This window comes from Streptomyces sp. NPDC088707, from assembly GCF_044752725.1.
Lineage (GTDB): Bacteria > Actinomycetota > Actinomycetes > Streptomycetales > Streptomycetaceae > Streptomyces.
On record NZ_JBIVLV010000001.1, the window covers coordinates 213,418 to 227,672 of the forward strand.

Here is a 14,255-nt window from a genome sequence, read left to right on the forward strand (position 1 = left end):
TGGTCGGGCGCGAGTGTGATTCGGCAGGATGCCCCGTATGACCCTGCCCAGCCCCGAGCTGCACACCGCCCGCCTGCGACTGCGGCCGTTCACCGACGCCGATGCGGCGCCGCTCTACGCGCTGCACAGCAGCGCCCACGTGCTGCGTTACTGGGACTCCCCGCCCTGGACCGAACCTGCCAACGCCCAGCGCTTCATCGCGACCTGCCGGACTGTCGAGGAGCAGGGCACGGGAGCGCGGCTGGCCGTCGACCGCGCCTCCGACGGCGCGTTCATCGGCTGGTGCGGCCTGACCAGCTGGAACCCGGACTTCCGCAGCGCGTCCCTCGGCTACGTCTTCGACGCCGCCGCGTGGGGCCACGGCTACGCCACGGAGACCGCGCAGGCCCTCCTGCGGTGGGCCTTCGACACCCTGGACCTGAACCGCGTCCAGGCCGAGACCGACACCCGTAACGTGGCGTCCGCCCGGGTCCTGGAGAAGCTCGGCTTCGTCCGCGAAGGCACCCTCCGCGAGGACTGCGTCGTCAACGGCGATGTCTCCGACTCCTGGGTCTTCGGCCTGCTCCGCCGCGAGTGGCACCCGGCGGCCGGCCGCTAACACTCCGACAGTCCTCGCGGCCCCCGCTCGTGCGGCTCCTGGAGCGCTCAAGGCCGGCCGCCCGGCTCGGCGAGGCAGGGCTCGTTCCGGCGCGGCCGGAGGTGTCCGGTCCACTGGAGGACGCCGTCGCGCGGGCCGAGACATGGATCACGGCGAGGGATGACCACCCTCCCCTTCGAGGACACCACCGACTTGGAGAACGCCGACCGGGGTTCACCGACTCCCTGTCCCCTGCCGTCGTCACCGGGGTGGACGGCGGCATCGTGTACGACAACGACGCCTACGCGTTCCTCAAGACGGAGCGCCCCGGCACGGCGCACCCGAGTCCGGGCCAGGGTGCCGAGAACGGCCCCTGGCGCAACTTCTCTCTGACCTACGCCCTGGAACTCCGCCAGGGTGTCAACCCCATCGCCATCCACACCACCAACCCCGAGATGGTGACGGCCCTCACCACCGTCGTGCCGGGCGCGGGGCCGTCGATGCAGGCTGAGAGGCTGTGTCGTGGAGCGGATCGTCAGGCTTCACGAGGCCGCCTGTCACAGGGCGGTCCGATCGTCCCGGCGTGGCGATGACGCGCGCCCTGTAGGGCGGCCACGCCCCGTCGCGGGGGTGGGCTGCCCTCCCGCATTCCCTCCCGTATCCCCGGTGACGACCACAGCACCTTGGGCCGTGCGGGTGGCATCCGCTCCGGGCACCTGTCCTTCTCGGCGGCGGCGACGAACCCCTCACAAGCCCCACGGCCACCTTGGCCGAGGCTCTGGTAGAGGAGTGAACATGCAGAACCGCACCATGACCGCAGTATCCGCGGCCGTTCTGGCTGCCCTGTGCGCGGCGCCCGCGCTGGCGGCATCCGGCACCGTCCCGCAGACGCTGCCCTCGACGGACCACAGGGCACTGCACGCGATCGGTCTGACGGGCGGCCAGCGCCTCGTCGAGTTCGACGTGAACAAGCCGAACCAGGCCTGGTCGCTGGGCAGGATCTCCGGGCTGTCCGGCGACACGAAGCTCGTCGGGATCGACTTCCGTGTCCAGAACGAGAAGTTGTACGGCGTCGGCGACAAGGGAGGCATCTACACCCTCGACACCGACAACGCCCGGGCCATGAAGGTCTCCCAACTGACCGTGGCGCCGGCCGGCAGTGCGTTCGGCGTGGACTTCAACCCCGCGGCCAATCGGCTCCGCGTCATCTCCGACACCGGCCAGAACCTGCGCCACAACATCGACGACGCGGCCGCTCCTCTGACCACGACCGTCGACGGCACCCTCACCAACCCGACCATGCCGCCGTCGACCGCCACGGGCGTCACCGGCGCCGCCTACACGAACAACGACCTCAACGCCGCGACCGCCACGACCCTGTTCGACCTGGACACCATGGCCGACCGGATCTCCCTGCAGTCACCCGCCAACGCCGGCACCCTCGCCCCCACCGGCAACCTCGGAGTGGACGCCGCCAGGGACGCGGGCTTCGACATCTCCTACAACCCCGCCACCGGCATGAACCACGGCTTCGCGACCATCGCCGCCGGCGGCTCCTACCGCCTGTACGCCGTCGACCTGCTGACGGGTAAGGCCACCAGCAGGGGCGGCTTCCCGAACACGTACCAGGTCACCGACCTGGCCCTGCCCATCAACCAGAGGTAACCCCCGCCCGGCCCGCCACTGGGGACCCTGTGCTCAGCCAGGGTCCGCGGTCACCGCTGCCGCGGCATGGCGAGGAGCTCTGCGACGACAGCGGTCGGCGCGCGGCGCGCCCTGGTTCGGCAGCGGCCCGCCCCCCGTAACGTGGCGGGCCCCGGGGCGGTCCTGGATGGCCGGCATGCAGCCCGTGGGCGAGGGACGAGGAGAGACGGCCGACATGGGGACGACGGACGACGAGCTGTGCGACGTGACGGTCGTCGGGGCCGGGGCCGCCGGGCTCGCCTGCGCTGCGGACCTGTCCGCCGACGGGCTGCGTGTGCGGCTGCTGGAAGCCGGCGACACCGTGGGCGGGCGGATGCGTACGGACCGGATCTCGGGATTCACCGTTGATCGCGGATTCCAGGTCTTCAACACGGCCTACCCGCAAGTCAAGCGCCGCCTCGACCTGCGGGCACTGCGGCTGCGGCCGTTCACGCCCGGCGTGCTCGTCCATACCGACGACGGGATGCGCCGGTTCACCGATCCCAGTCGGCGCTTCCGCGAGAGCCGTGACCTCCTGCCCGGACGGCTGGCATCCGGCCGTGACCTGCTTGCCCTCGGTGCGCTGACGGCATACGACGTGCTCGCACCGGCGGCCCGGCTTCGGGCGCGGCCCGACCGCACGACCCTCACAGCCCTGGCCGATGCCGGCGTGTCCCCCGACCTTGTGGAGACGTTCTTCCGGCCTTTCCTGTCCGGAGTCTTCCTCGAGGACGACCTGGAGACGTCGGCCCGCTTCTTCCACCTCGTGTGGCGGAGCATGCTGCGCGGCACGTTGTGCCTCCCCGCCGACGGCATCGGTGCGGTCCCCGCCCAGCTGGCCTCCCGTCTGCCCCCGGACGTGCTGCGGACCGACGCGCCCGTCGCCGCCCTCACTCCGCACGGGGTGACGCTCACCGACGGCACCGAGGTCCGCTCCCCCACCGTCGTGGTCGCGACCGGGCAACGGGCCGCCGCCGAACTCCTTCCGGGTCTCGCCGTCCCGCGTGGTCGGACCGTCACCACGCTCTACCACGCGACCGCGACTCCGCCCCTGCCCGAACCCGTCCTCGTGATCGACTCCCGGCGCAGGTTCCTGAACAGCTGCGTCCTCACCGCCGTCCATCCTCGGTACTCCCCCGACGGCAGGGCGCTGGTGTCCACCTCGGTCCTCGGTACGCCCGACCGCCAGACCGTGGACGCCGTGGTCCGCGCGCTGGGCGAGGTGTACGACACGGACACGGGGTCGTGGGAACTCGTCCACCGGGTCACCGTTCCCGACGCCCTGCCCGCGATGCCCCCGCCCCTCCCCCTGTCACGGACCACTCGCGTCGCACCGGGCCGGTACGTGTGCGGTGACCACCGCGCCACCGGTTCCCTCCAGGGCGCTCTCGCCTCGGGCGCCCGGGCCGCGCGCGAGGTCCTGGCCGATGCGAGACGCAGCACGGGCAACACGGGCGGCACAGGACATTGACGTACAGGAGTGTTCGGCTCGGCAAGAACGAAGCAGAGAGGTGCATCCGTCTCCGGCCCGGACGGGGAAGTGGTTCGAGGCAGGTGTCCGGTACGGACGCTTGTCCGGTCACGAGAGGCTGGAGGTCGGTTCGGTGATCACGGTGGAACGGAGTTTCGTCGTCGGGCTGCCGCTGGACGAGCTCGTCGCGTACCTGGAGGACTTCAGCCGTACCGAGGAGTGGGATCCCGGGACCGTGCGCTGTGTCCGTCTGGACGAGGGGCCGGTACGGCCCGGGGCCCGCTGGCGCAACACCTCGCGGTTCCGTGGCCGCACCACCCACCTGGAGTACCGGCTCGCCGCGCGCGAGCCCTCGCGTCTGATGTTCATCGGGGAGAACAAGACGGTGACCGCAACGGACGATCTCGGTTTCGAGGCCGAGTCCGCCTCGCTCACCCGGTTGAACTACCGGGCGTCACTGCGGTTCAAGGGGCTGGCGAGGCTCGCCTCGCCCTTCCTCAGAGCCGAGTTCGAGCGCCTGGGCGACGAGGTCGCCGAACGCCTCCCGACCGCCGCCACACAACGGCGTCCCTGACGGCGCGGACGAGCTCGTGAGGGCGTCCGGACCAGCGAGGAGACGACGACTCCGCATCCCGGGACCCCCACGTCTCTGCTCCGCTCTGCTCTGATCCCGCCAGGAGCGTTCAGATCTGCTTCTCCGTGCCCGGTCGCCCGCCGGATTCCCGAGGGACTGTTTCGAGGACGAGGAAGACCTCGTCCTCGAAACACCAGGCCCAGTCCTCGTCTGCCGCAAGGGAGAGGACGACGGGGTGACCGGTCGCCTCATGATGTTCGTACGCGTGGCGGCCCGGCGAGCTGTCGCAGCACCCGACGTGCCCGCACGTCGCGCACCAGCGCAGCCGCCGCCAACTTCCGCCGGAGGCACGGCACTCGGCGCAGCCACCGACCGGCCGGTCCGGCGTGGCGGGCAGGGCTGCGGTGTGCTCGCAGGCGCATCCGCGCTCCGGACGGCCGCCGTCGTACGCCACGGTCCACGAGGACCAGCGTGCGTCGTGTGGCTGCTCCTCCGGCCGTACGTCACCGTCGCGTCGGTTCATGGTCTGTCCTTCCCCTTGAGGGCCGGAAGGCGACCAGAGCGCGGGCCACGGACCGGGCGGCCGGCACTCGGTGTCGGCCCCTGGCGGCATGCATCTGCGATTCCTGGCCGGTCACAGGTCCATTCTCCAGCATCCGGGCGGCATCGTCCGGCCGCGTCGCGCGCCTTCTAGCCGTGCGTGCCGTGCGTGCCGCCGTCCGTGCCGTGCTTTCTGTGCGTGTCGCCGTCCGAGTTGCCGTGCGCGAGCCTGTCGAACCAGCGCACGATCTGCGGACCCGCCAGCTTGAAGGAGCCGTTGTGGTCGGCCTTCCCGTGGTCGATCACGGGGGCCTTCACGCCGTTGCGGGCCAGGTCGGCCGCGCAGCTGACGGAGTTGGCGATCGGCACGTCCGTGTCGCCGGCCGCGGTGTGCAGTCGTACCGGGACGTCGGGCTTCCAGTCGCAGGTGCCGTCCTGCGCCTTGAGCGCGGCCAGCAGGCCACCGGTCGGGTTGCCCAGCCGCTGGTAGAAGTCGTCGGTCAGCAACTCCTTCACCGAGCCGGGGAGCTTCGTGACGATGTCCTCCTCGGTGTGCCGGGTGTCGAAGAGCTGCTCCACGTACCCCGCGTGCGGCTGCCGGAAGGCTTCGGCCGGGTCGGCGTAGACGGGGTGGAGCCGGTTCTGGGCGGTGAGGAAGTACGCCATGTAGAAGACGCCGCTGATGTCGTTGACCCGGCCGTCGAGCAGGGCGGGGACCTCGGCGCCCCGGAGGTCGTACGGTCCGGCGACCGGCGCGAGGGCCCGTAGCCTGAAGTGCCGGTCCGCGCCCCGCGCCAGCTCGCGGCCGAGCGCCATGGCGATCTGACCGCCCTGCGAGAACCCGGTGCCGTACACGTCCCCCGTCAGCGGCCTGCCGAGGCCGGCCGCGGCCGTCCGGGAGGCCCGCAGCATGTCGAGCGAGGCCGAGACGGCGGAGGCTGTGTCCATGTACGGGTGAAGGCCGGGGCCCTTGCCGAGCCCGAGATAGTCCGGGGCGGCGACGGCACGGCCCGCGGCGGCGTGCAGGTAGGGAGCGTAGAGGCCGAAGTCCTCGGCGACGGACGGCGCGTAGTCGCGATGGACCATCGTGCCGTGGGTGTCCGCCACCAGGTCGAGCCGCCGGTCTCCGCCCTTGGGGAGCACCAGCAGGCCGGTGGCGGTCGTCGGCGCCCCCTGCGGCGTCAGCGTCCGGTAGGTGAGCCGGTAGCCCCGTACGCCGTGGCGCACGGTCGACGCGTCGATGCCGGCGCCCTTGAGGAACGCGGCCACCTCGGTCCGGCTCAGGTCGCCGACGGGGGTGACACCGAGGAGGGTTCCGCGCCCCGTGGTCTGCTGCAGCGGGACGGGAACGGGACGGGGTTCGGACGCTGCGAACGCCGGGGCGGCGGCCAGGACGGTGACGACGGCGGCAGTCGCTGCGGCGAGGGAGCGGCGTGCCCTGCGGCGCCGCACGGACCGACCCGCGTGGGTGCGCGTCGTGGTGTGGGGCGTGGCCTTATTTGTGGTGCGGTTCGTGGTGCGGGGCGTCGTGCCGGGTGTCGTCTGGGTCATGACGAAGACGCTACGGAGCTGGTGATCACCGGGACATCCGACAGCCCCCCGGCGACGGGGGTGGCCATCCCCACCCCGGAACCGGGGAGTCCCCCTCAACCGGCTTGGTAACAGCGTTCAGTGACGGGCGATCACATCTGCCGGCATGACGCCGGCCGCGAGTCCTCGACATCGGTCATCCCTGGATACGAGCCCGCGAGGAGGCGTAGGAGTGGCTGACGACGACCTTGCCGAAGCAACCGCCGGCCGCGTAGTGACGGTAGGCGTCCGCGGCCGAGTCGAAGGAGAAGACACGGTCGATCACGGGCCGCAGTCCGTGCGTCCCGATGAAGGCGTTCATGGCGGTGAACTGAGCACGGCTGCCGACGGCGACTGGCCGCACGGTGGCACCGGAGGCGAACAGGGCACCGGTGTCGAGGAGCGCGGCGGCATTGCCGACGAAACCGACGCACACGATCGTGCCCGCCAGGGCGATCGCACGGATCGACTCGTGGAGCAGTCCGGCGACGTCGACGATGCGGTGGGCGCCCCGGCCTCCGGTGAGGGTGCGGACCTCGGTGGCCCAGTCGGGCGTGGCCGAGTAGTCCACGACCTCGTCGGCGCCGAGCTCGCGCAGCCGTGCGGCCTTGGCGGGGCCGCTGGTCGTGGCGATCACGCGCGCGCCGAGAGCCTTGGCGAACTGGAGCGCGAAGAGGGACACCCCGCCGGAGCCTTGCACGACGACGGTGTCGCCGGGCCCGAGGCGCGCCCCGTCCCCGGTGAGCGCGTTCCACGCCGTCACCGCCACACACGGCAGGGTCGCCGCCTCCTCGTACGACAAGTGCGCCGGGACGCCCACCAGCGAGCCCGTGTCGAGCAGCGCGAACTCGGTGAGCAGGCCGTCCAGCGAGCCGCCGCGCTGCGCGAGGTGCTCGACGGCGAACGGGCCGTCCTGCCAGGAAGGGAAGAGCGTGGCGGCCACGCGGTCACCGACGCGTACGGTGTCGGCGCCCGGGCCGAGCGCGACGACCTCGCCGGCCCCGTCCGAGACGGGGACGACGTCAGGCTTGACCGGCAGCACGTAGGTCCCGTCGAGCACCATGAGTTCGCGGAAGCTCAGGGACGTCGCTCGCACCGCCACCAGGGCCTGGCCGGGGCCGGGCACGGGCATGTCGTGCTCGCGGACGGCAAGGCCGGACAGCCCGGCGCCACTGTGGGACAGGTGGTAGCTCAGCATCTGGGGGTGCCCTTCTCGTGAGGTGGGTGGTACGTGGGGCGTTGAAGGTGCGGGTGCGGCGGAGCCAGTGAGGCGGCGCGGAAGCACAGTGCGGCGCCGGAGCCCGGGCGCCGGAGCGCCGGAGCCAGGAGCTCCGGAGCGCGAGCCGCCGGAGCCGGGTGGGCGGCTCCGGCGATTCAGTGCGGCCTCACGCGCCGTCGGGCGCGGAGGCCGGCGGAACCTCGCCGACGGTCTTGCTGAAGCCGAGAGCCTCCGCGATCCGGCCGTCCGTCACGCGCATGACGTTGACGCCGTGCACCCACTGGTCCGGGCCGTCGCCGAAGCGGTAGGTCCACACGACCGTCGCGCGGTCACCCGCCACGATCACCTCCTGCGGGGTGAACTGCGTGGCCAGGTCGTCGACGAGGGCCGTCCACCACTCCGTACAGGCTTCGCGCCCGACGACGCGCTCCCCGCGCGGCGCGGGCTGGACGCTCTCCATGACGCAGTCCTCGGCGACCAGGTCGGCCAGAAGGGCCGCGTCGCGGTCGGTGAACGCGCGGTTGAAGCGGTCGATGACTTCGGCGGTGCTGCGCACGGACATGAGGCCTCCTCGGACGAGATAGACCAGTCGGTCTATCTTCCTTCGGCACCTATAGATAGACCGGTTGATCTACTGCGTCAAGGGCTGGCACAATCACGCCATGACTGCTTCCGCCAAGCCCGGCCCCCGCGAACGCCTGCTGGCCGCCGCCCAGGAGTTGACGTACACGCACGGTGTCGGCGTCGGCGTGGACAGCCTGCTCAAGGCCGCCGGCGTCGCACGCCGTTCCCTGTACGAACACTTCGGCGGCAAGGACGGCCTGATCGCCGAGGTGCTGCGCCGGAGCACCTCCGAGGACGTGGCGGAGTACCGCGCCACCATGGACGCTGCCGGCGACGACCCGCGGAATCGGCTCCTCGCGGTCGTCGACCGGCTCGGCCGCATCGCCGCGGGCCCTCAATTCCACGGCTGCCGCTATCTCGCCGCCGACCTCGCGCTCACCGACCGGGAGCATCCCGGCCACGAGGTCACTCGGGCCTACCGGCGCACCCTCCACGGGTTGTTCACGGACGAGCTCGCCGACCTCGGACACACGCGCCCCGAGTTCGCCGCCGACCAGCTGCTCATCCTCGTCGACGGCCTGCTCGCCACCGGCGCGGAGCCCGCCGAGGACCGGCCGCCCGCCGCCGCGGCCCGCGAACTCGCCGAGCACATCATCGACGCCGGGATCCCCTCAGCCGCCGCAACGGCCGGCGCCCCACGTCAGGCGCCGTGAGCACGGAACGGCAGCACCGGCCTTGCGGCGATCCTGCCCGCGCCCGCGGTCGGCCGGGCGCGGCCAGGGCTCAGGCAGTCGGACCGGCTGGGTGTCAGGAGGACGGGCGGGGCTGCGGGCGGGTCGTCCCGGGGAGGCAGGTGACCGCCGGGTTGTACGTGGTGAACCGGCCCTCGGGGTTCTTCTTCCACAGCCAGAGGTGCAGGGCGTAGTGGACGGGCTGGCCGGGGAAATTGCCACGGTTCGGGCCCTTGAAGGGCACCCCGAACATGCTCGGCCGGTCGTCGTCCGTCTTCAGGTTCTGGTCGCGGTCGTGGACCAGCCACTCCACGCCGACGAGACGCTTGCCGCCCTTGCCGTCGTCCTCGTAGAAGAGGGCGGTGGGCCGTGCGGGGTCCGTCGAGTTGTCGTGGGCGTGGTTGAAATGCGGGTAGCCGAGCGCACCCGTGCCACCCGCCCGGTCGGAGACGCAGTACTGATCGGGCTTGTAGCCGGCCCCCACACCGTTCTCGTGCTGCTGGTACGGAGCGGTCACCCGATAGGTGACCGCCATGTCCGCCGCCGCCCCGCCGGGCCCTGGCCCTGCGACGGCGGGCGCCCCCGCAAGCGCGGTGGCACCGGCCAGGACCAGGGCGAGCGTGCGGGCCATACGCGGACTCCTCTGCAGCGGCGGCGATCGGATGTCCCCTAGCCCTTCCCCCACCCACTTCTCCCGTCCCACGGACAGTCCGGACGGAGGACACCCGGACGGGCCGCCCCAGGCCCGGATGACGGTGCGGGCCGGCCCCGGCGCCTGGCCTGATCCGCGTCTGTGATTCTTCCCGACTTGCCGGTACGCAGGGCGATGGTCTTCGCTTGCGCGAGCAGGCGCGAAGACCACCGTCTGCTGCGTTCGGCAGACACCGCGTGGAGAAAGCACTTATGGCAGGCACGACGACATGTCCGGTTCTCGGGACGGAGGGGCTTCCCGGCCTCTCCGACACGCGCTTCGTCCGCGATCCGCATCCCGTGCTGGCTGCCCTGCGGCGTACCGACCCCGTCCACTTCGACGCCGGAACCGGGTTGTGGCTGGTCAGCCGGTACGCCGATGTACGGCAGGTGCTGCTTGATCCGGTTGCCTACCTGCCGGACAACGCCCAGCTCGCCGTCTCCCCGCTCGCCATGCCCACGCTGCGCGGACTCGCCCGGGCCCGGTTCGCGCTGCCGCCCGCCCTCGCCAACAACAGCGGCTCCAGCCATGCCGAACTCCGCCGGCTGGTCACGCGCTTCTTCAACGCCGACCGGGTGAGCGCGGCGGTACCGCTGATCGAGGAGACGGCGCGGGAGATGGTCGGCGCCCTCAGCGCTCGGTACGCGTCCGGCCACCCGTGTGACATCGCCGCCGAGTACGCGCAGCTCCTGCCGTGCCGGGTGATGATGCGCCTGCTCGGCGTCGACGGCATATCCGACACCACCCTCACGACATGGAGCGACGCCGCCCTGGAACTGTTCTACGGCTGGCCGTCGGCCGAGCGGCAGGTCCGCCTCGGGGAGCTGGTCGGCGAGTTCCACCGATGGTTGGCGGGCCAAGTGGCTCGGGACGCGCCTGCGGGCGGTCTGATCGGCTCCCTCCGCGAGCACCGGCTGTCCGGCGGCGAGCCGCTCGACGCCTCGACCGCCGTCGCCGTGTGCTTCTTCGTCTTCATCGCCGGACAATCCACCACGGGCCAGCTGATCTCCACGGCACTGCTCCGCGCGTCGGCCGACCCCACGGCCTGGGCGCGGGCCGCCACCGAGGACGGCTACGCGGAGGCCTGGGTGGAGGAGATCCTCCGCCGTGAACCCCCGGTCACGACCTGGCGCAGGGTCACGGCGCACGAGGTGGAGCTGTCCGGGACGAAGCTGCCCGCCGGCGCGGAACTCCTGCTCATGCTGATGGGGACGGGCTCGGATCCGGAGGTGTTCGAGGAGCCGGCGGTGCTGCGTCCGTATCGGGACAACATTCGCCATCACCTCTCCTTCGGAGTGGGCCGGCACCGCTGCCCGGGAGCGTCTCTGGCGCGCACCGAGGCTGCTGTGGCACTCCGCACGGCCGCGCGGCTGCTGCCCGACGCTGTGCTCGCCGAGGACGGCGACCCTCCCATGCTGGGGCTGCTGTCCTTCCGCGCCCCCCTGCGCGTGGTGGTGCGCCGCGGCTGATCCACCACGCCACGCCACTCGTCGAGCCGCCAGGGGTCAGAGGCCCGTGGGGTCGGTGTCGCAGGTGGCGCGGCGCCTGCCGATCGCGACCAGGGCCTCCCACAGGGCGTCGGGCTCCCCGCGGCGAACCTCGTGGATCGCCCCGTCCCGGGGTTCGGCACCCGGGCCAAGGGGCCGGTCCGGCTCGCCTTCGTCCCTGCGGAGGATGATCCCGGTGGGCGGATCCAGAGCGCGCAGATCCCGCAGGAGACGGTAGCGGGCGAGGTCGGCCTCGGGGTGGGGCAGGTGGCGGGTGATCACCGCGATGTCGGGCAGCAGTACACGGGCCTGGGCCAGGGCGATCCGGGGCTCGTAGGCGTGGGCGACGATGCGGAAGTGCGGGCTGGAGTGCACGCGGGCGCGCACGGATTCCAACTCGGCGCCCTCGGGCAGGCCTGCTATCAGCACGGTCATCATCGAAGCCATTGTCCCTCCGTCCGGCCGCCCGTGCCTCGCCGCGGCGGCGGGTGGAGGCCGCCCTGCGGAGTCCGTCCACCCGTCGACGCCTCTCTGCCGCTCTCACGCTCCCCCGCTGCCGAAGGAATGCGCCCGTGGCGCCTTTGACGCTCGGGTGACGACGCCGGCGGCCATGCCGGACGCCGCTGTCAGGGACACAGACGGGCAGAGCCAGACGCGACCGAGGTCGAGGCGCCCTCGGGGAGAGATCCTCCCGAGGGCCCGCAGGCCCAGCTGCCACCGACCGGGCCGCACGCCGCCGCGCCCGGCTGGGCGAGACCGCCTCAGTCCACCAGCACTCCCGGGTTGAGGACGCCGTGCGGGTCGAGGGCGCCCTTGGCGGCGCGCAGTGCGAGGGCGAAGGGCTCGGGCCGCTGGCGGTCGTAGCCCGGCCGGTGGTCGCGGCCTACGGCGTGGTGGTGGGTGATGCTGGCCCGGTGGCGGTGGAGCACCTCGCCCGCCACCGCCTTCAGCTCGTCCCAGAAGGCGACCTCGTCCCCCAGGCGGCCCGCGGCGAGCACGGTGAAGTAGGGCGCCGCACCGTCCGGATAGACGTGCGTGAGACGGCAGTTGACGGTAGCAGGGTGGCCCGAGATCTTCAGTGCCGCCTCGTTGACCGTCCTTCGGACGTCCTCTACGAGGGCGGGGACACGGTCCCAGGTGGCCGCCGTCTCGAAGGTCTCCGCGACGGCGCCCATCCGCGCCAGGCCGTCCCTGAGGTAGGGCATCCGCAGGAAAGCCGACCGCCACGCGTTCACCGCCTCGTCGGCGGGAGCTCCGTCCGTACCGGCCTCGCCCTGCTCGCGCCGGCCCCCGTGGGAGCGGGCCAGGTCGACCGCCTGCGCGAGCCGGGCGTCGACGGGGGCTTCGGCGGACTCGAAGCCCAGGACGAGGACGGCCGAGCCGTCCCGCGCCGCACCGGCCAGCGCGGCCTCGCCGGAGTCGAGCAGCCGGCAGTTGGCCGGGGCGAGGTCGGACTGCGCGAGGGCACGGACCGCCCCGAGCGCGGCGCTGAAGTCGTCGAAGGCGAGCGAGGCGGACGCCTTGTGCACCGGGCGGGCCTGTAGCCGTACCCACGCCTCGGTGATGACGCCGAGCGCGCCCTCCGAGCCCAGGAACATCCGGTCCGGCGAGGGACCCGCGCCCGAGGCGGGCAGCCGCCACGACTCCGAAGTGCCGGACGGGGTGACCACCCGCAGCGACTGGACGAAGTCGTCGATGTGCGTGCGGCCGGTGGCGTAGTGGCCGCCGGCCCGGGTCGCGAGCCAGCCGCCGAGGGTGGAGAACTCGAAGCTCTGCGGGAAGTGCCGGAGCGTGAGGCCGTACGGACGCAGCTGGTTCTCCAGGCTCGGCCCGAGCGTCCCTGCCTGGATGCGGGCGGCCCTGCCCCCGGAGTCGACCTCCAGCACGCGGTCCATCCTGGTCAGGTCGAGGGAGAGCACCGCGCGGTGGCGGTCGCCCCGGTACTCGACCCCGCCCACCACCGAGGACCCGCCGCCGAAGGGCACGACCGCGACCCGGTGTTCGCCGGCCCAGTCCAGGAGGTCGGCCACCTCCCGCTCCTCCGTCGGGAACGCGACCAGGTCGGGGATACGGCCCGGACGGCCGCGCAGGGCGCGCGCGATGTCCCGGTAGGCCTTGCCCATCGCGTGGGCCGCGCGGTCGCGCGGATCGGTGCTGACCAGCCGCGCCAGGCTCGCGGAGGGCTGGACGGCGGGTGCCCCGATGCCCAGATCGGCGATACGGGGTACGGGGAGGGGGCGGGCCAGGGTTCCGGGCAACAGGGCGCCCATCGCCACGCACTCGGCGTCGTCGGGGTGGGCGCTCTCCCACCCCCAGCCCCACCAGGACCGGAGGGGGGCGGACGGGATCGGCTGCGTCGTCGTGCCGGACATGGGCGCTCCAGAGGCCGCGAGTGAATTTACCAAGAGGTAAATTACTTACTGATAATATCCACGCATGGCAACCCCCCGTTCGAAGGCCGGCACCAAGGGCGTCCCCCGGCACGTGCGTCGCCGGCAGATGCTGGAAGCAGCCACGAAGGAGTTCGGAAGCCGCGGCTACGCCACCGCGTCCCTGGCCGCCGTCGCGGAACGCGTCGGGGTCACGAAGACGCTGCTCCACCAGTACTTCGGCAGCAAGGAAGACCTGTACGTCGCCTGCCTGACGCCCGTCGGGGACAGCCTGCTCGACGCGATCCGCACGGCCATGGGCGAGGAGGGGACGACGCCTCACACTCCCCTGCGGGTGCTCCGCGGCATCTTCGTCGCGCTGGAGGGACGCCGGGAGGCGTGGTTCGTCCTCTACGACCGCTCCCTGCCGCCCGACGGTGAGGCCGCCCGGACGGCGGCGACCTACTGGGCGGCGATCGACGCGCTCGCAGCCGACGGCACCACCGAGCTGCTGCGCGCCGCCGGCTCCACCGACCCCATGGACGGCGACGCGCTCCGCCACGTGTGGACGGACCTGGTCGGCACGCTCGTCCGCTGGTGGGTCAAGCATCCCGAGGAGACACCGGAGGCCATGACCCGGCGCTGCGGCCGCCTCTTCTCCGTCGCCGCCGCACTGGCGGTCGACCCCGCGCCCCCGGGCTGACCGGAAGGCTGAGGGGCATACGGCGGGAAGGCGGGACGACTGGGAGGCCGGACGCCTGGGAGGCCCGGCAGCGGGAG

The 14,255-nt window shown here is 72.5% G+C and carries 15 protein-coding genes; 8 read left to right on the forward strand and 7 right to left on the reverse strand.

Annotated elements, in window-relative coordinates; all coding sequences use genetic code 11:
- Window positions 1-37 precede the first annotated feature (37 nt).
- The 5 genes from ACIP84_RS01050 to ACIP84_RS01070 all read left to right on the forward strand — a co-directional run bounded on the left by ACIP84_RS01050 (window position 38) and on the right by ACIP84_RS01070 (window position 4,305).
- Window positions 38-598 (forward strand): GNAT family N-acetyltransferase, encoded by a 561-nt coding sequence (locus ACIP84_RS01050; RefSeq protein ID WP_401792999.1) that lies wholly within the window; start codon window positions 38-40, stop codon window positions 596-598.
- Window positions 599-846: 248 nt separating this feature from the next.
- A complete protein-coding gene (locus ACIP84_RS01055; RefSeq protein ID WP_401793002.1) occupies window positions 847-1,170 on the forward strand; it encodes a hypothetical protein in 324 nt (107 codons plus the stop codon).
- A gap of 217 nt (window positions 1,171-1,387) precedes the next feature.
- The gene (locus tag ACIP84_RS01060; RefSeq protein ID WP_401793005.1) at window positions 1,388-2,242 is read left to right on the forward strand and encodes a DUF4394 domain-containing protein; all 855 of its coding nucleotides are present in this window, start codon (window positions 1,388-1,390) and stop codon (window positions 2,240-2,242) included.
- 214 nt (window positions 2,243-2,456) lie between these two features.
- Window positions 2,457-3,731 (forward strand): NAD(P)/FAD-dependent oxidoreductase, encoded by a 1,275-nt coding sequence (locus tag ACIP84_RS01065; RefSeq protein WP_401793008.1) that lies wholly within the window; start codon window positions 2,457-2,459, stop codon window positions 3,729-3,731.
- 100 nt (window positions 3,732-3,831) lie between these two features.
- A complete protein-coding gene (locus tag ACIP84_RS01070) occupies window positions 3,832-4,305 on the forward strand; it encodes an SRPBCC family protein (protein ID WP_401793011.1) in 474 nt (157 codons plus the stop codon).
- A gap of 109 nt (window positions 4,306-4,414) precedes the next feature.
- Here ACIP84_RS01070 and ACIP84_RS01075 read toward each other — a convergent pair whose 3' ends face one another.
- The 4 genes from ACIP84_RS01075 to ACIP84_RS01090 all read right to left on the reverse strand — a co-directional run bounded on the left by ACIP84_RS01075 (window position 4,415) and on the right by ACIP84_RS01090 (window position 8,195).
- Window positions 4,415-4,759: a UBP-type zinc finger domain-containing protein gene (locus ACIP84_RS01075; RefSeq protein WP_401795587.1), complete on the reverse strand. Its 345-nt coding sequence runs from the start codon at window positions 4,757-4,759 to the stop codon at window positions 4,415-4,417.
- 236 nt (window positions 4,760-4,995) lie between these two features.
- Window positions 4,996-6,396 carry an alpha/beta hydrolase gene (locus ACIP84_RS01080; RefSeq protein WP_401793014.1) on the reverse strand — a complete coding sequence of 467 codons (1,401 nt, stop codon included), beginning with the start codon at window positions 6,394-6,396 and terminating at the stop codon, window positions 4,996-4,998.
- Between the two features lie 175 nt (window positions 6,397-6,571).
- Complete coding sequence (locus tag ACIP84_RS01085; RefSeq protein WP_401793015.1) at window positions 6,572-7,612, reverse strand: NAD(P)-dependent alcohol dehydrogenase; 1,041 nt, start codon at window positions 7,610-7,612, stop codon at window positions 6,572-6,574.
- 187 nt (window positions 7,613-7,799) lie between these two features.
- The gene (locus ACIP84_RS01090) at window positions 7,800-8,195 is read right to left on the reverse strand and encodes a nuclear transport factor 2 family protein (protein ID WP_401793018.1); all 396 of its coding nucleotides are present in this window, start codon (window positions 8,193-8,195) and stop codon (window positions 7,800-7,802) included.
- A gap of 100 nt (window positions 8,196-8,295) precedes the next feature.
- Between ACIP84_RS01090 and ACIP84_RS01095 the strand changes: the two genes are divergently transcribed.
- Window positions 8,296-8,910: a TetR/AcrR family transcriptional regulator gene (locus tag ACIP84_RS01095; protein WP_401793020.1), complete on the forward strand. Its 615-nt coding sequence runs from the start codon at window positions 8,296-8,298 to the stop codon at window positions 8,908-8,910.
- A gap of 94 nt (window positions 8,911-9,004) precedes the next feature.
- Here the strand turns inward: ACIP84_RS01095 and ACIP84_RS01100 are convergent, their stop codons facing one another.
- On the reverse strand, window positions 9,005-9,559 hold the full coding sequence (locus ACIP84_RS01100; RefSeq protein WP_355969436.1) for a hypothetical protein: 555 nt from the start codon (window positions 9,557-9,559) through the stop codon (window positions 9,005-9,007).
- 272 nt (window positions 9,560-9,831) lie between these two features.
- Here ACIP84_RS01100 and ACIP84_RS01105 point away from each other — a divergent pair, with 272 nt between their 5' ends.
- A complete protein-coding gene (locus ACIP84_RS01105) occupies window positions 9,832-11,088 on the forward strand; it encodes a cytochrome P450 (RefSeq protein WP_401793023.1) in 1,257 nt (418 codons plus the stop codon).
- A 36-nt stretch (window positions 11,089-11,124) separates the two neighbouring features.
- On the opposite strand, the gene ACIP84_RS01110 is transcribed toward ACIP84_RS01105, so the two are convergent.
- Together ACIP84_RS01110 and ACIP84_RS01115 are read right to left on the reverse strand one after the other, a co-directional pair.
- Window positions 11,125-11,544 carry a hypothetical protein gene (locus ACIP84_RS01110; protein WP_355969431.1) on the reverse strand — a complete coding sequence of 140 codons (420 nt, stop codon included), beginning with the start codon at window positions 11,542-11,544 and terminating at the stop codon, window positions 11,125-11,127.
- Window positions 11,545-11,867: 323 nt separating this feature from the next.
- Window positions 11,868-13,478 (reverse strand): FAD-binding oxidoreductase, encoded by a 1,611-nt coding sequence (locus tag ACIP84_RS01115; RefSeq protein WP_401793026.1) that lies wholly within the window; start codon window positions 13,476-13,478, stop codon window positions 11,868-11,870.
- 64 nt (window positions 13,479-13,542) lie between these two features.
- On the opposite strand from ACIP84_RS01115, the gene ACIP84_RS01120 reads away from it, so the two are divergent.
- Window positions 13,543-14,178, forward strand: a complete 636-nt coding sequence (locus ACIP84_RS01120; protein WP_401793029.1) for a TetR/AcrR family transcriptional regulator — start codon at window positions 13,543-13,545, stop codon at window positions 14,176-14,178.
- The last annotated feature ends 77 nt before the right edge of the window (window positions 14,179-14,255 follow it).